Source organism: Vibrio sp. nBUS_14, assembly GCF_051201655.1.
GTDB lineage: Bacteria > Pseudomonadota > Gammaproteobacteria > Enterobacterales > Vibrionaceae > Vibrio.
In genome coordinates, this window is record NZ_CP179206.1 from 2,263,454 (window position 1) to 2,280,479 (window position 17,026).

A 17,026-nucleotide genomic window follows, 5' to 3' on the forward strand; every position below is an offset into this window, starting at 1 on the left:
GATTTTTTATTTAGAAGTTCCAATCATCGTCTTCGGTAGCAACTGCTTTACCTATGACATAGGACGAGCCGGAACCTGAGAAGAAGTCATGATTTTCATCAGCATTTGGCGAGAGGGCTGCCATAATTGCTGGATTTACCTGACATAATTCATCAGGAAAGAGAGCTTCAAACCCTAAATTCATCAGGGCCTTATTGGCGTTGTAGTGTAAAAAGTGCTTCACATCTTCTGTTAGGCCAACTTGATCATAAAGCGACTCAGTGTATTGCGTTTCGATTTCATACAGAGAAAACATGAGCGAATAGGCTTCATCCTTGACTCTCGCCTGTTCATTTTCATCAAGCTCCCGAAAGGCGAGTTGGAATTTGTAGCCGATGTAATAGCCGTGAATAGCTTCGTCTCGAATAATCAGACGAATTAAGTCTGCTGTATTCGTTAATTTTGCTCTGCTCGACCAATGCATAGGCAAATAAAAACCTGAGTAAAACAAGAAGCTTTCGAGATACACGCTAGCAACCTTTTTCTTAAGCGGGTCACCTCCAGCTAAGTAATCTTCTAGAATCAACTTAGCCTTTAGCTGAAGTAGAGGGTTCTCTTCAGCCCAACGAAATGCTTCATCAATTTGTGGTGTGGTACACAACGTTGAAAATACCGAAGAGTAGCTACGTGCGTGTACAGCTTCCATAAAAGCGATATTGGTTAATACCGCTTCTTCGTGTGGCGTACGAGCATCTTCCATCAAGGCAGGAGCGCCTACCGTATTTTGAATCGTATCGAGTAACGTCAGTCCAGTAAACAGGCGAACCGTCAGTGCTTGTTCGTCTTCGGTTAACTGTTTCCATGTCTGAATATCATTCGACAGAGGCACCTTTTCGGGAAGCCAAAAGTTCACCGTCAGACGATTCCAAATCTCTAGATCTTTGTCATCGATCATGCGATTCCAGTTAATCGCTCGTACTGGACCTGATTCCATCTGTTTCATTGTATTTATCCCTTTCTTACAGTGAGCAAGACACACAGCCTTCGACTTGAGTGCCTTCGAGCGCTTTCTGTCGCATACGGATGTAGTAAAGCGTCTTAATTTTCTTTTTCCATGCATAGATCTGAGCTTTATTGATGTCTCGCGTCGTGACCTCATCATCAAAGAACAGCGTGAGTGACAAGCCCTGATCGACGTGCTCTGTCGCTGCGGCATAAACATCGATAATCGCTTTAGGACCAATGGCGTAGGCATCACGGAAGTACTCTAAGTTGTCATTATTTAGATAAGGCGCAGGGAAATAAACTCGACCAATTTTACCCTCTTTTCGGATCTCTACTTTAGCGGTCACAGGATGAATAGACGCCGTAGAATCGTTGATGTAACTAATAGATCCTGTCGGTGGGATCGCCTGTAGGTTTCGATTGTACAGGCCAGAGCTCATCACAGTTTGTTTCAGCTCTTCCCACTCAGATACTGTTGGTATACGTATATCTAAGCGATCAAATAGCGCTTTGATGACTTCCGATTTTGGAGAGAAATCTTGCTCTAGATATTTATTGAAGAACGATCCGTCGCTATAAGTGGAGTTTTCAAATCCCTTAAACACACTCTTTTTCTCTTGAGCCAGTTTGTTAGACGCAGCGAGGCAGTAGTACAAGATGCAGGCAAAATAACTGCCTGTGAAATCAATCGCTTCAGGGGAGTCATAGTGAATCTGCTCGCGCGCTAAGAAGCCGTGTAGGTTCATTTGACCTAAACCAATAGCGTGACTTTCATCATTACCTTTTCTGATCGACGGCACACTGTTGATAACACTCATCTCTGACACAGCGTTCAAGGCTCTAATAGCGGTATCTACCGTTTGAGGTAACTGTCCGCCATCCAATGCTTTAGCGATATTAATCGAACCGAGGTTACATGAGATATCACGCCCAATATGACTGTAGTTCAAGTCGTCATCGAAGCTCGACACCTCATTCACTTGAAGGATCTCAGAACATAAATTGGACATGTTGATACGACCCTCGATCGGATTAGCTTGGTTCACCGTATCTTCAAACATGATGTATGGGTAGCCAGATTCAAATTGAATCTCTGCGAGTGTTTGGAAAAGGCCTCGCGCATTAATCTTTCCTTTACGAATTCTTGGGTCGTCCACCATTTCATGATACTTCTCAGTAACGCTGATCTCAGAAAAAGGTACGCCGTAGACACGCTCTACATCATGGGGAGAAAACAGGTACATATCCTTATTTTGTTTGGCTAATTCCAACGTAATATCAGGTATCACCACCCCAAGACTCAATGTCTTAATTCGAATTTTCTCATCGGCATTTTCTCTCTTGGTATCCAGAAATTGCATAATATCAGGGTGATGAACATTAAGATAAACAGCGCCAGCTCCTTGCCTTGCGCCTAGTTGGTTAGCATAGGAAAAGCTGTCTTCGAGTAGCTTCATCACCGGCACAACACCTGAACTTTGGTTCAAAATCCCTTTAATTGGTGCACCCTGTTCTCTCAAATTGCTAAGAAGAAGCGCGACACCACCGCCACGACGAGACAACTGCAAAGAAGAGTTTATTGCGCGCCCAATACTTTCCATGTTGTCTTCAACTCTCAATAAAAAGCATGAGATCAATTCGCCGCGACTCTTTTTTCCTGAGTTGATAAAGGTAGGAGTTGCAGGTTGGAAGCGTTGGTGGATGATCTCTTCCATCAGTGCGAGAGCAAAATCACTGTCACCTCGCGCCAATAGAAGTGCCGTCATAACAACTCTATCTTCGAACCTTTCAAGGTATCTCTTGCCATCTCTTGTCTTCAGAGCATAGGAAGTGAAAAACTTATAAGCGCCTAAGAAAGTACGGAAACGAAACTTGATTTGATAAGCTTGTTGCCAAATTTGATGGAGAAAGCTGCGGTCATATTGCTCAATGACTTCCGTCTCGTAATAGCCTTCCCTAAGGAGATAGTCGATCTTCTCGTCCAAGTTATGGAAAAAGACCGTATTTTGATTCACGTGTTGTAAGAAAAATTGGCGAGCAGCTTGCTTATCTGCTTCAAATTGAATCGACCCTTGATCATCGAGCAGATTCAACATCGCATTTAGAGCATGATAGTCAAGAGACTCATTCTCGAAGTGGTTATCCATGATGTTTCCAAAATTGTTTTAACCCATTACGAACGATTTCAACATCGGTCTGGGTTCCTGATAGTTCGAAACGATATAAGAGTGGGACATTGCACTTTTCGGCGACAATCGCGCCACCACGAGCAAAGAGCGCCCCAAAGTTTCGATTTCCCGATGCAATCACACCTTTAATCAATGAGCGATTTTTCGGGTTATTCAATATGCGTATGATAGATTTAGGTACAGCTCCCCGTCCCTCGCCATCAGCATAAGTTGGGCATATGAGTACGAATGATTGTTCAATCTCGGGCAGCCCTTCATCGTCCTCAATAGGAAGCCTAATTGCTGACATTCCTAACTGTTCTACAAATCGCTTTGTATTGCCTGAGGCACTCGAGTAGTAAACGATCATTGTCCCAAAGAACTAATCATGTCAGGCCTAAAGCCCGACCAGTGCCGCTCATTGGCAACAACCACTGGTGCCTGTCGATAACCCATTGATTGAATCCTCTCCATTGCTGCTTCATCGAGTGTCAAATCAACAACAGTATGCTCGATGCCTTTGCTCTGTAATGCCTTCACTGTCGCTGTGCATTGAACACATTGTGGTTTCGAGTAAACGACGATATCCATATAGTACAACCTCACTTAAATCTTAATGATAACTATTATCAGATAAAAATTGGCATATATAGTATTTGTAGATTCAATTTTGTCAATATATTGATCGCCATACCAAAGCCATAGACAATACATGGTTGATATACAAATGATAATCAATATCATTTAATAAGAATAATCAACGATGGAGCAGTAAGGTGAGTATTCCGAGTTCTGGTTCTAACGAAATATCAATACATGACATGCAGTGGCAAGGCGTCACTTTGAGTGCCACCGCGGCGCAGAGAATTGTGCAATTATCCGGTGGTAAACAACATTTTCACCTGACCGTTAAATCCTCAGGTTGTACAGGTTTTGCGTATGTAGTGACGCTGATAGACGCCCCATCCGATAACGATATCAAGTATGAGTCACATAACATCGTATTCTTTGTCGCGTTGAAGGCCCTACCTATGGTCGATGGCACTGAGATTGACTTTGTACGTCAAGGGCTAAATAGCAATTTTGTATACAACAACCCCAAAGTAAAAAATCTTTGTGGATGTGGTGAGAGTTTTGGAGTTTAAGCATGTGTGCAGTTGAAACGCAGCCTGAAGTTGAAGATATGCTGCAAAACACTCACTATCGTGAAGGTTTCTACACAGAGCTATCTTCAGATACTTTATCAAAAGGGATTAATGAACAGGTTGTTCGAGCCATATCCGCGAAGCGTAACGAACCTGAATGGATGTTGGAATTTCGCTTGAAGGCGTTCAAACAGTGGCTAGAAATGAAAGAGCCGCATTGGCTTAAAGCCGACTACCCTGAGCTTAATTACCATGATTACAGTTACTATTCAGCACCGACCTGCTCGAGTTGCGATAGTGCCCCTCACGGTGAAAGTGACAATGACGATGGTTCAAATAAATTCTTAACCGAAGAAGTAGAAACTGCGTTTGAAGCGCTCGGCGTCCCTGTTAGGGAAGGTTCTGAAGTTGCTGTAGATGCCATTTTTGATTCGGTTTCTGTCACCACCACTTATCGAAAAGAACTTCAAAAACTGGGGATTATCTTCTGTTCATTTAGTGAAGCTATTCAAGAATACCCAAGTCTTGTTCAACAATATTTGGGCACGGTCGTCCCACCAAAAGACAACTTCTTTGCTGCATTGAATGCCGCCGTCGCCTCTGATGGTACTTTTGTCTACATTCCTAAAGGCGTGAGATGCCCTAGAGAACTCTCAACCTACTTTAGAATCAATCAAGCGAAAACAGGCCAATTTGAACGCACCATTCTCGTCGCCGATCAAGATTCTTACGTAAGCTACATTGAAGGCTGCTCTGCTCCTATGCGAGACAGCTATCAACTTCACGCCGCGGTCGTAGAGGTGATCATTCATAAAAACGCTGAGGTTAAATACTCTACGGTACAAAACTGGTTCTCTGGCGAAGAGGACTCCAAAGGCGGGATTCTTAACTTTGTAACCAAGAGAGCTGTTTGTGAAGGTGACCACAGCAAAATGTCTTGGACCCAATCCGAGACAGGCTCTGCAATTACTTGGAAATACCCAAGCGTCATTTTAAAAGGTGACTATTCTGTCGGCGAGTTCTTCTCTGTCGCTCTTACCAATGGGGTTCAGCAAGCAGATACCGGAACTAAAATGATCCATATCGGAAAACACACACGTTCTACGATCATCTCAAAAGGGATCTCCGCAGGCAAAAGTCAAAACAGCTATCGAGGGCTGGTTAAAGTGACTTCCAACGCTGAAGGAGCTAGAAACTTCACCCAGTGTGACTCCATGTTAATTGGAGATGAATGTGGTGCACACACCTTCCCTTATATCGAAGTCAAAAATCCATCCGCTCATGTTGAGCACGAAGCCACAACATCTCGAATTGGCGAAGACCAACTCTTTTACTGTGTCCAGCGAGGCATCAGTGAAGACAACGCTATTTCAATGATTGTGAATGGCTTTTGTAAAGACGTATTTTCAGAATTACCACTTGAATTCGCTGTTGAAGCCCAGAAGCTTTTGTCAATCAGCCTCGAGCATAGTGTGGGATAAACATGTTAGAAATTAAAGATTTGCACGTTAGCGTTGAAGAAAACGCTATCCTAAAGGGTATTAACCTAACCGTTAAACCAGGTGAGGTTCACGCTATTATGGGGCCAAATGGTTCGGGAAAAAGCACACTATCGGCGACACTGGCAGGCAAAGACGATTACCAAGTCGACAGCGGTGAAATTATTTTTAAAGGTCAGGATCTAACTGAACTTGATCCAGAAGAGAGAGCTGGCGAAGGCGTATTTTTGGCTTTCCAGTACCCCGTTGAAATTCCTGGGGTGAGCAACAAACTGTTTCTCAATACCGCACTCAACGAGATTCGCGAATACCGAGGCCTAGAACCTATTGACCGCTTTGACTTTGAAGACCTGCTCGAAGAAAAAGCACAATTGTTGCAAATGCCTCCACACCTATTGCAACGCTCCGTTAATGAGGGCTTTTCAGGTGGCGAGAAAAAGCGCAATGATATCTTGCAAATGGCTATACTTTCCCCCGATATTTGCATACTTGACGAGACCGATTCAGGCCTTGATATTGATGCGCTGAAGGCAGTGTCAGAAGGTGTGAACGCACTACAGAATGAGCAGCGAGCCTTTATTCTGGTTACACACTATCAACGTATCCTCAACTACATCAAGCCCGATTTCGTCCATGTGTTATACAAGGGGAAAATCGTAAAATCTGGCGACCATACGTTAGCTCACGAGTTAGAGGAGAAAGGCTATGGATGGATCATTGATGAAGAATAAGCTCTCATTGCTTGATTCATTTCAAACCCTTGTTCAACCGAATGAGTGGCAGAATAAGCAATGGTCTAAATTGCTTGGTGTCGGGCTCCCCTCTTCTAAACATGAAGACTGGAAATACACACCACTCAACCGTTTAGAACAGCTTGAGCTAATAAGGGCACCAGAACAACCTGCAGCGAATACGCCATACAATGAATTCAGCTTGGACATTGACGCTTATCGACTCGTTTTCGTAGACGGATACTTCTCTGCAAGATACTCAGACTGGATCCCAAAAGTACGAGTGACACCGATCAGTGCGCTGTCACCAATCGAAACCGACGAATTATCGCGTTCGATAAACCCGGATGCTTTTACTTACATGACTGATGCCACCGCTTCGTGTGGCGTATTAATCGAAGTGGAAGCCAACACGCAGATTTCAAAGCCTATATACCTACTGCATGTTAATTCAGGCAAGCAAGGGGATGTATCGAGTTACAGAAACCACATTGAAGTTGCTGAACATTCGGAAATCAACGTCATCGAACACCATGTTTCTCAAGGTGACAGAGGCGCGGTTACGTTATCTCGTTTAACTCAGCACATTGGTTGCGGCGCACATTATCACCATACAAAGATAGTCGAAGAGTCCTCGACGCAACACCATTTTGGTCATAATGATATAACGATTAGTGCGTATGCGAGTGCCCACACCTGTTGTATGCTCTATTCGGGTCAGCTTATCCGCCACCAAGTCAGTAGTGTACTCGCCGGAGAACAGGGTTTTGTATCTATGGACAGCGTATCATTACCTCAATCTGAAGAGATCTTCGATACACGCACATACCTTAAACACAGTGCTCCGCACTGTGTAAGTGAACAAAATCATAAAATTATCGCTCGTGAACAATCTAAATCTGTATTTGATGGAATGATTTACGTTGACCCTGTGGCACAAAAAACAGACGGGCAAATGAATACTCACAGTCTGATCCTCGGCGACTACGCTCAAGTGAATTCCAAACCACAATTAGAGATCTATGCCGACGACGTAAAGTGCAGTCACGGTGCTACCACCGGACAGGTTGACCCAAATCAGATCAATTACTTACGCTCAAGAGGCATCCCAAAACAGCACGCCGAACATATGATTACGTCAGCTTTTGCTATTGAAGTGGCCGAAAGAATCAAACATCCGGCACTAAGACAATATGCGATAGATAAAATAAACGCATCACTTAATAAAGAGAGCGACCATGATTGATTCTATTGTAACGGCAAGTCCTTGGTTTAATGACTTCCCTGCCTTAAAAACTCAAGTTTACGACAAGCCCCTGGTCTATTTAGATAGCGCTGCTACTGCTCAAACGCCTCAAGTAGTGATCGACCGCATGACGCAGTTCTATCAACATGATTACGCCAGTGTTCATCGCGGTGTCCATTTCTTAAGCTCTAAAGCTACCGAAGAGATAGAACTGGTCAGAGAAAAAGTGGGCCACTTTATTTCAGCAAAATCACACGAGAATATTATTTTTACCAAAGGCACCACCGAAGCCATCAACCTTGTTGCCAACAGTTATTTACGACCAAGGTTAAAGCCGGGCGACGAAATAATTGTGACCGAGATGGAGCACCACGCTAACCTTGTCCCTTGGCAACTGCTCTCTGAAATTTATGATGTCACCATTCGTGTTTGGCCCATGGCGGAGAATGGTTATTTGAACCTAAATGACCTTGTCTCTTTGATGAACAGTAAAACCAAACTGCTTGCGATCAGTCACGTTTCCAATGTTCTGGGACGAATCAATCCGATTAAAACCATTGTCAAAGCCGCGCACAAAGCAAAAGTGCCAGTTTTGGTCGATGGCGCGCAAGCTGTCATGCATCAAGAAGTCAACGTGACCGATCTAGGTTGTGATTTCTACGCATTCTCTGGTCATAAATTGTATGGTCCTACTGGAATCGGCGCGCTTTATGCGAAAAAGGAACATCTGAATAATATGGTTCCTTGGGAAGGCGGCGGTGCGATGATCGATCAAGTTACATTGCCTCTGGGTACATCATTTGGTCAGGCGCCTTGGAAGTTCGAAGCAGGTACGCCAAACATTGCAGGGATTTTAGGTTTAGGGGCAGCAATAGACTATCTAGAAGAGATTGGCTTCAAAGAAATCTCAGCCTACGAAAAAAGCATTATGTACTATCTGGTTGATAACATTAAACAGCTCCCTGAAATAGAGCTTTATGGCGATGATGAAAATCGAACTGGTCTGTTGGCGTTTAATATGAAAAATCAGCACTCATTCGATGTCGGCTCATTCCTAGATAGATATGGAATTGCGATTCGTACCGGCCACCACTGTGCAATGCCCCTGATTAAACGCCTTGGCCAGAACTCGATCTGTAGGGCGTCGATAGGCATGTATACCGGGCCAAAAGATGTAGACGCGCTATGCCAAGCGTTAAAACGCATTAGCCAACTATTAAGGTAACGTATGACCCCTGACAAGCTTAAACGAAATTTCGACCGATGCGCCGACTGGGAAGAGCGTTATATGTACCTCATTGAGTTGGGAGAGAGATTACCTGCTTTCCCAACAGCGAAGTTAGATGATGGGTACCTTATTGCTGGCTGTCAGAGTAATGTGTGGCTGGATCTCGCTATTAATGAGGAAGGTCAGATATCAATTAAGGCAAGCAGTGACTCATCTTTGGTCAAAGGTTTGCTTGCGCTCGTACTCATTGCATACAATGAACACAAAGTCAGCGATGTTTTGAGCTTCGACATCAAAACTTGGTTTACTCAACTGGATTTACAATCTCAACTAAGCCCTAGTCGCAACCAAGGTTTAGAAGCTATCGTAAAACACATACTCAACCAAGCACAAACGGTGCAGTCTCAGTACGAGTCATAACATTTGTGTTTTGTTCTTTTCCTGGCCATTGGGCAATCATGAAAGGTAAGTTTGAATTTAAATAGACTAACGAAGCGAAGTTCAGACATTTAGTCAAACAGCATAAGTAAAACCATTCAAAGCCCGAGTTTATACTCGGGCTTTTTTATGTCTGTGACTCTGATATCGAACAATCCAAACTAATAACCCGAACCAATACCTCAAAGTTCATTTGTAACCCCAACTAATACATCACTTACAAAAGCTTACTAAGAACAAATACCATCTCTAGTAACATGTTGGCTTTATAGCTTGCAGATAACTTGGTCCCCTATGGTATATAAACTCACAATTCCAACTCTTGTTCTGACTACGATGCTCACTTCGTGCGGCGGTAGTAGCGACAGCAATAACACTAGCGCTTCAAAGAATGTCATCGATGCATCAAGCGCAAAATCCGTTGTTACCTTAGGGAGCAACTATTCACTGCAATTGAGTGTTAAGTCGATTGCACTAGGCACAGACAAAAACGTGAATATTGATATTACTCAGTACGGTAATACACAAAAAGCGAGCGGCAGTTTCGCACAAGTTCACGGCATTCCTGAGCGCAATTACAAAACCCAAAGCGATGCAGATATCACCTTCTCAGTCACGGCGACAAACTCATCAGGCAAAACTTTCGATGTTGAAAACTTCGATATTTACTACGAAAACTTTAACTCAACATCGACACCTGAAAAACTTGCTATCGCTGAAGTTGAAAACAATATAAACAACGTTGTTCGATGGAAACAAGCCGATACTGTCACTATCAACAAGCAATTCATTACTGATAGTACGGGCGTCAAATTTAATAGCGATCAAATGAGACCGATGAACCTCTATGTTCGTGTGGGCAACACTTTGAGTAATGGTATTCAATTTGTTCCATCCTTCGCTCAAAGTGCATCAGAGACGTTTGCACGTGTATCAACGAGTGACTGCTCTGTTATCACAAATACGACAGGTGATTTGCTCGCCAATGGCATCAAGCAACGCACATGCGTAGAAGCACACGGTTATAAGATTCCACTGTTGATTGAAGACCAGTCAAAGAATAACGGTGCAGCCAAGGTCGCACACGTTAAGAACATCATGCAGTACTACCTTGATAACTTCCCAGCAGAAGTCACTAAGGCTATTTACGACAGTAAAGCGACCATGGGTTTCTTTTACGATGACGATTGGTCTGACAGAGATGGCGGTGACTTCTTAGATGAGAATTACCGTTTCCAAGATCTATTTGCGACAGAAACCACTGACACAACAACAGGCGAGAACAAACCAGATTTAGTGACTCAAAGAGACGCTGCATTTGAAGAAATCATTCACTTTGTACACGATTACGGTGTGATGAACTTAGCGGTACAATCATCTTCATCGAAATGGGCGGAGATGCAAAAAGAGTTAGATGTATTGAATGAGAAAGCGATTCTTGCAGGATCTTATTATCCTAACGGAAAAGACTCAACCATCGTCGAAGCTGACCTAGACGCAGAGTCGTACGACCAAGAATACCTAGCCTACTCTCTGTATGCCTATTACGACGTGAACTACAAAGGCTACCGTGCTCAAGAGCTAAGTTCTGCAACATTCACAGAACTGCAAGCGAGTGACCCTTCGGTGGTTAAATTTATGGAGCAGTACTTCCCTACTCGCGCAGCACTTAAAGCGAAGTTTCCAGGTTATCCGAACAACTAGTTTGTATTCATAACGTTAACTAGCACGCACAAAAAAGCCGAATGTGATAATGACATTCGGCTTTTTGATAACGTTATCGCTATTCGCTCAGAACTTAGTGCTTACAGCTTGAAGCGGCTGATTTCGCTTTCTAGCTCGTGAGACAGTTCAGACAGCTGAGCAGCTTGCTCCGCCGCTTGGTGTGCTTCGTCTGCTAGCTCGTTAGACACGTCACGGATTCCTTCAGTGTTACGAGTAATCTCAGACGTTACTGAAGCTTGCTCTTCTGCAGCAGAAGCAATCTGTGTTGCCATGTCGCTAATGCGTTCAACGGCAGCATGAATTTGCGTTAGGCTCGCTGCTGCTGAGTTAGCGTCATCAACGCTGGTTTCAGCAAGCGTACGGCTATCGTTCATGATGCTAACCGCTTTGCCTGTTGTACCTTGAAGCAATTCGATAGTTTGTTGAATCTCTTGCGTTGAACCGTGTGTACGTTGGCTCAAAACACGTACTTCATCAGCAACAACCGCAAAGCCACGACCTTGCTCACCCGCACGTGCAGCTTCAATTGCGGCGTTTAGTGCAAGTAGGTTCGTTTGTTCAGCGATACCTTGAATGTTCGACAAAATAGCGTTAATGCTGTTGCCGTGCTCTTCAAGTTCTAGGATCACGTTAGTTGCGATTTGAACTTCTTGAGCAAGGTTTTGAATGGAGCTTTGAGTCTGTGTCACTTGACCAGTACCGTGCTCACACGCGCCAACGGCTTCAGATGAGTTCTGAGCTGTGTGGTCAGCGTTACCCGCGATTTCTTGTGTTGCTGCAGCCATTTCGTTAACGGCTGTTGCGACCATATTGATTTCGTCTTGTTGCATCTGGATACGAGCGCTACGTTCTTCAGCTTGAGAAGCCGTTTGACGTGCTTGATTACCCAATGCAGCAGACACTTCGCTTAGCTTAACAACCATGGTGTGCATGTTGCCCACGAAACGGTTGAAGTTTGTAGCAAGCTGACCAATCTCGTCGTCGCTCTTAGGCTCAAGACGCTGAGTAAGGTCACCTTCACCTGAAGCAATTTCTTCAAGTGCAGCAGAAACACGGTTTAGGTCGCGGAATAGGAAGCCCACTAACCAAGAAACCAAAACGATCACAACAAGTGTGATAACAACAGCCGTCATGATTAGCTGAGTAAGCAGTGTTGAATGGTTTGCTTCTTCAGTGGCTCGGTCCAACTGTACCGCGAAAATCCAGTTAGTGTTTGGTACTTTCGTGAAGTAAAGCAGCTTCTCAACGCCACGCTGTTTAATGGTCTCTATGTTGCCTGTACGCACGGCATTCTCGATGATAGGCATTGAGATATCATTTGAGAGCTGAGTGATTGGCTTTAAGCTTAATGCCGTATCCGGGTGCGCGAGGATGGTAGCATTGGAGGCATCAATTAGCATTGCGTATGCATTGTCACCAACGTCTAAATTGATTACATCGTTAATCAATTGGTCAATTAAAACATCAGCACCAACCACACCAATAAATTGACCGTTATGGCGAATGGGTTCAGCTATCGTAATGAGCAGTTCTCTCGTACTTGCGTCTTGATAAGCCGCTGTAATAATTTGCTGATTTGCGGCATTTGCCTCTTGATACCATGGACGTTGACGAGGATCATAACCCTCAGGTGTACGTTCAGGGTGTGTACGAAGCATTTCACCTTTTGTGGTCCCAAAAAAGATATCGTCAAAGCCACCCGCGATACGGGCTTGCTTAAGGAAAGGCACAACATTCCCTTCTCTTGAAAAATCATTAAATGCCGATGCGATATCCTTACGAATATCAATCCAATTTTTAATGCCTTCAGCTGCCGCTTTGGACACACTTTGGGCGCGTGAATTGATATCATTTTGGGTAAGTTCGACCAATTGATTTGTTGACAACCAAGTCAACGCCGTCGCCATTACGACAACAGCAGACAGACTGGCGCCTATCAATTTTTGTTTTAGTGTTAGTTTCATGTCAAAGTTTCACGAGTGGTGGGAAATCTCGCGCATACTACCCAATATCAGTATTAAATTCGAGCAATTTCACAATTTAATATTGGAATATATTTTTATGTAAACCACGGCCTTAGCTTATGCCAATTCCTTAGCTTATGCCAATTCCTTGGCATTTCGCCAAATTCAAGGCGCTATTAAGTGTATGGTTATTAGAAAATATGTCAGCTTACATACGGTAAAATAGGTATTGGAATAGATAGCAAAATAGATGTAAAAAGGCAGGAGACTTTCCTCACCTGCCTTTATATTGTTTACTATTCAACCGCATACAAATAGCGGTTGATATAAGTTTTAGAAGTTAGCGTTTTTCTGTACGCATACCCATTAGCAAGCTCACACACATCAGTAACAGAATGATGGTGAATGGCAGTGCCGTCGAAATAGCACCTGCTTGCAGAGCTTGTACTGCTTCAGTACCACCAACCCATAACAGTGCCACTGCAATCGCACCTTCAAGGAACGCCCAGAAAACACGTTGAGGTATTGGTGTATCGACTTTACCGCCCGCGGTAATGCTGTCGATAACTAGAGAGCCTGAGTCAGACGATGTAATGAAGAATACCAGAACCAAGATAACAGCAATGATTGATAGCAGCGTACCGAACGGTAGAGCATCAAACATTTGGAACATCGCTAGTGATACATCAGTCAAACCATCTTGACCAAGGATACCAACGTTATTCATGATTTGGTCAATCGCCATGCCCCCAAATACTGACATCCAAATGATAGTAACAGTCGTTGGAACAATCAGAACCGCTGTGATGAACTCACGAACCGTACGACCTTTAGAAACACGCGCGATAAACATACCTACGAATGGTGACCATGAAATCCACCAAGCCCAGTAGAATACCGTCCAACCGTGCATCCACGCTTCATCTTCACGACCATGAGGGTTACTCAAAGGAATGATGTTTTCAACGTATGCCATAAAGGTTGTTGGGATAGAACCTAAACTCACCGCATAGCCGATTAGAGCCACTAAGATAAGCAGTAGGAAAGCAACCAACATGTTGATGTTACTGATAACTTTAACGCCGCCATCAATACCGCGAAGCACTGACACGACCGCTAATAACGTTACTACGGTAATAACAACAACTTGTAACCCTAAGCCAGCCTCGATTCCAAAGACATGTTGAATACCACTTGCTGCTTGTTGTGCACCTAAGCCCAGCGACGTCGCCAAACCAAACAGCGTTGCAAGAACCGCCAGAATATCAACAATGTGACCAGCCCAACCCCACGCTCTATCACCCAAGATTGGGTAGAAAATAGAACGAATAGAAAGAGGCAATCCCTTGTTGTAAGAGAAAAACGCAAGTGACAGTGCTACTACGCCATAAATCGCCCAAGGGTGTAGACCCCAGTGATACATGGTTGCACCTAGCGCCAACTTAGCAGCTTCTGGTGTGTTGGGTTCAACACCTAACGGGGTTTCAAACCAACCCGTGAAGTAAGCAGCGGGTTCCGCCACACTCCAGAACATTAGACCGATACCCATACCTGCGGCAAACAACATCGATAACCAAGACATGAATGAGTAATCTGCCGTCGCATCAACACCACCAAGGCGGATTTTACCATACGGAGAAACAATTAAGCCTAAGCAGAAAACAACGAAAACATTACCCGACCAGATGAAAAGCCAATCAAACGAATTGATGATCTGGCCTTTAACGCCATCTAGTGCTGCCTTTGCTGAAGCGGTATCTGTAATCAGAATGCCGATCAGGAACAAAGCAATAAGTCCTGCACTGATACCAAATACTGGGTTATGAACATCAAAACCCCATTTTTGGACGTTATCTTGACCGACAGTGTAATCCGTACTGTCGATACTGTATTTATCTATACCTTTAGTCATTATCCCTCTCTACGGAATATTAATAGGGTCTGTTGACCAAATATCCCTTACTTACTTGTGACTAAATCACAAACTCGAACACATGATCCAAGTAATACAAGCTGTTGTCACAATAATTCAAATACTTGGATGTCTGAAGTTTAGCAGGTTAACTTATTGTTTTCAGTAAACCAGAATCGGTTCGATTGATTTTCCAACAAAATTCACGAAAACACTTAAGTATATGACGAAAAAAAGGCCGACCCTGTCGACCTTTATTTGGAAAATACTTTTAGCTCAAAGCATTTTTATGGTTAACTAATTGATTTTCAGTTCGTAAACCTAACAATAAGCTTAGGCACATAAGCAATAATATGAACGTAAATGGTAGCGCCATTGATACCGTTCCAGCTTGCAGTGCTTGAATGGATTCCGTACCGCCAACCCACAATAGAACGGCTGCAATCGCACCGCCCATCAACGCCCAAAATACACGTTGAGGAACAGGGGCATCAACTTTACCGCCAGAAGTAATGCTGTCGATAACTAATGAGCCTGAATCTGAAGAGGTGATGAAGAACACCATAATCAAACCAATCGATACCACAGAAAGCATAGAACTCATTGGCAGCGCATCATAAGTGTGGAATAGAGAAAGCGTAATATCTTGCAAACCGTTCACGCCTATCTCACCCACCTTGTTCGCCACTTGATCAATCGCGATACCACCGAAAATAGCCATCCATATGATTATTACTGTCGTTGGGATGAACAATACAGCGACGATGAATTCACGAATAGTACGACCTTTAGAGATACGAGCGATGAACATGCCTACGAATGGTGACCATGACATCCACCATGCCCAGTAGAATACAGTCCAACCCTGCATCCAAGTTTCATCGCCACGACCATGAGGATTACTTAGAGGAATAAAGTTTTCAATGTAGCCCATTAGCGCGGTTGGGATTGCTTTAATACCCGCCATACCACCAGCAATCGTGACAAAGATAAGCAACCCCAAAGCAACCAACATATTGATGTTACTCAGAACCTTTACGCCACCGTTAATACCGCGAATGACTGACATTGTTGCTAAGAAAGTAACCACTGCGATAACAACTAGCTGCATGCCAATACCACCATCGGTACCAAACACATGGTTAATACCACTGGTTGCTTGTTGTGCGCCTAGACCAAGCGATGTTGCAAGGCCAAATAGTGTTGCCAATACTGCAACGATATCAACAACATGACCAAACCAACCCCAAGTTCTATCACCTAGAAGTGGGTAAAATATTGATCGAATAGAAAGCGGTAAGCCTTTATTGAATGTGAAGAAAGCGAGGGCTAGAGCAACAACGGCGTAAATAGACCAACCGTGTAAACCCCAGTTATAGATAGTCGCGCCAAGCGCCAACTTAGCTGCTTCAGGAGAATAAGCTTCAACACCAAGTGGTGTTTCATACCAACCTGTGAAGTAAGCTACTGGCTCTGCAACACCCCAGAACATCAAACCAATACCCATTCCCGCGGCGAATAACATCGACATCCAAGATAGGTTAGAGTGCTCTGCTTTGGCATCATTGCCACCAATACGTATCTTGCCATACGGGGAGACAATGAGGGCAAAACAGAAAATAACAAAGATGTTAGCTGCCCACATGAAGAAACCATCGAAGTTACCGATGACTTTCCATTTAATTCCATCAAGAGCTGATTTTGCAGTTTCAGGATCTGCTACCAGAAGTGCAATTAGGAAGACGATGATCGCTCCTGCACTGATTCCAAATACTGGGTTATGAACGTCAAAACCCCATTTCTGAACGTTATCTTGTCCTACTGTATAATCGGTATTTTCAATACTATACCTATCTTTTACAGGCTCCATACTTCCTCTCTAATTTGTAGCGCACAGTTTGCAACATTGCATTCGGCGCTTAAATTTCGAAAAGAAGAATATCAACCTGTCGCAAAAATACTAAAAAAACCTCCAAAAAGTAAGTG

14 protein-coding genes are annotated in these 17,026 nt (G+C 43.7%); 7 read left to right on the forward strand and 7 right to left on the reverse strand.

The window, feature by feature from the left end:
• Positions 1–10: 10 nt before the first annotated feature.
• From nrdF to nrdH, 4 genes are read right to left on the reverse strand one after another with little or no spacing between them, the layout of a single operon-like run.
• Entirely contained in the window at positions 11–982 is a 972-nt protein-coding gene (gene nrdF / locus ACMAZD_RS10595; protein ID WP_435247191.1) for a class 1b ribonucleoside-diphosphate reductase subunit beta, read from the reverse strand.
• Between the two features lie 16 nt (positions 983–998).
• A complete protein-coding gene (gene nrdE, locus ACMAZD_RS10600) occupies positions 999–3,131 on the reverse strand; it encodes a class 1b ribonucleoside-diphosphate reductase subunit alpha (protein WP_435247192.1) in 2,133 nt (710 codons plus the stop codon).
• Positions 3,124–3,522: a class Ib ribonucleoside-diphosphate reductase assembly flavoprotein NrdI gene (gene nrdI, locus ACMAZD_RS10605; RefSeq protein WP_373959322.1), complete on the reverse strand. Its 399-nt coding sequence runs from the start codon at positions 3,520–3,522 to the stop codon at positions 3,124–3,126. Before nrdI ends, nrdE begins: the two co-directional genes overlap by 8 nt.
• Positions 3,519–3,743 carry a glutaredoxin-like protein NrdH gene (nrdH, locus tag ACMAZD_RS10610; protein WP_435247193.1) on the reverse strand — a complete coding sequence of 75 codons (225 nt, stop codon included), beginning with the start codon at positions 3,741–3,743 and terminating at the stop codon, positions 3,519–3,521. Before nrdH ends, nrdI begins: the two co-directional genes overlap by 4 nt.
• A gap of 185 nt (positions 3,744–3,928) precedes the next feature.
• On the opposite strand from nrdH, the gene ACMAZD_RS10615 reads away from it, so the two are divergent.
• The 7 genes from ACMAZD_RS10615 (at position 3,929) to ACMAZD_RS10645 (ending at position 11,143) form a co-directional block, all read left to right on the forward strand.
• The gene (locus ACMAZD_RS10615; protein WP_435247194.1) at positions 3,929–4,297 is read left to right on the forward strand and encodes an iron-sulfur cluster assembly accessory protein; all 369 of its coding nucleotides are present in this window, start codon (positions 3,929–3,931) and stop codon (positions 4,295–4,297) included.
• Positions 4,298–4,299: 2 nt separating this feature from the next.
• Entirely contained in the window at positions 4,300–5,778 is a 1,479-nt protein-coding gene (gene sufB / locus ACMAZD_RS10620; RefSeq protein ID WP_435247195.1) for a Fe-S cluster assembly protein SufB, read from the forward strand.
• Between the two features lie 2 nt (positions 5,779–5,780).
• The gene (gene sufC / locus ACMAZD_RS10625; protein WP_435247196.1) at positions 5,781–6,527 is read left to right on the forward strand and encodes a Fe-S cluster assembly ATPase SufC; all 747 of its coding nucleotides are present in this window, start codon (positions 5,781–5,783) and stop codon (positions 6,525–6,527) included.
• The gene (gene sufD / locus ACMAZD_RS10630; RefSeq protein WP_435247197.1) at positions 6,517–7,773 is read left to right on the forward strand and encodes a Fe-S cluster assembly protein SufD; all 1,257 of its coding nucleotides are present in this window, start codon (positions 6,517–6,519) and stop codon (positions 7,771–7,773) included. The genes sufC and sufD overlap by 11 nt, the downstream gene beginning before the upstream one ends.
• Positions 7,766–8,998, forward strand: coding sequence for an aminotransferase class V-fold PLP-dependent enzyme (locus ACMAZD_RS10635; RefSeq protein WP_435247198.1), 1,233 nt, complete (start codon positions 7,766–7,768; stop codon positions 8,996–8,998). Before sufD ends, ACMAZD_RS10635 begins: the two co-directional genes overlap by 8 nt.
• Positions 8,999–9,001: 3 nt before the next feature.
• Positions 9,002–9,421 (forward strand): SufE family protein, encoded by a 420-nt coding sequence (locus ACMAZD_RS10640; protein ID WP_435247199.1) that lies wholly within the window; start codon positions 9,002–9,004, stop codon positions 9,419–9,421.
• 312 nt (positions 9,422–9,733) lie between these two features.
• On the forward strand, positions 9,734–11,143 hold the full coding sequence (locus ACMAZD_RS10645) for a hypothetical protein (protein WP_435247200.1): 1,410 nt from the start codon (positions 9,734–9,736) through the stop codon (positions 11,141–11,143).
• Positions 11,144–11,244: 101 nt separating this feature from the next.
• Here ACMAZD_RS10645 and ACMAZD_RS10650 read toward each other — a convergent pair whose 3' ends face one another.
• The 3 genes from ACMAZD_RS10650 to ACMAZD_RS10660 all read right to left on the reverse strand — a co-directional run bounded on the left by ACMAZD_RS10650 (position 11,245) and on the right by ACMAZD_RS10660 (position 16,910).
• Positions 11,245–13,128 (reverse strand): methyl-accepting chemotaxis protein, encoded by a 1,884-nt coding sequence (locus ACMAZD_RS10650; RefSeq protein ID WP_435247201.1) that lies wholly within the window; start codon positions 13,126–13,128, stop codon positions 11,245–11,247.
• Between the two features lie 340 nt (positions 13,129–13,468).
• Positions 13,469–15,040 carry a BCCT family transporter gene (locus ACMAZD_RS10655; RefSeq protein ID WP_435247202.1) on the reverse strand — a complete coding sequence of 524 codons (1,572 nt, stop codon included), beginning with the start codon at positions 15,038–15,040 and terminating at the stop codon, positions 13,469–13,471.
• A 271-nt stretch (positions 15,041–15,311) separates the two neighbouring features.
• Positions 15,312–16,910 carry a BCCT family transporter gene (locus tag ACMAZD_RS10660; protein WP_435247203.1) on the reverse strand — a complete coding sequence of 533 codons (1,599 nt, stop codon included), beginning with the start codon at positions 16,908–16,910 and terminating at the stop codon, positions 15,312–15,314.
• Positions 16,911–17,026: the final 116 nt, after the last annotated feature.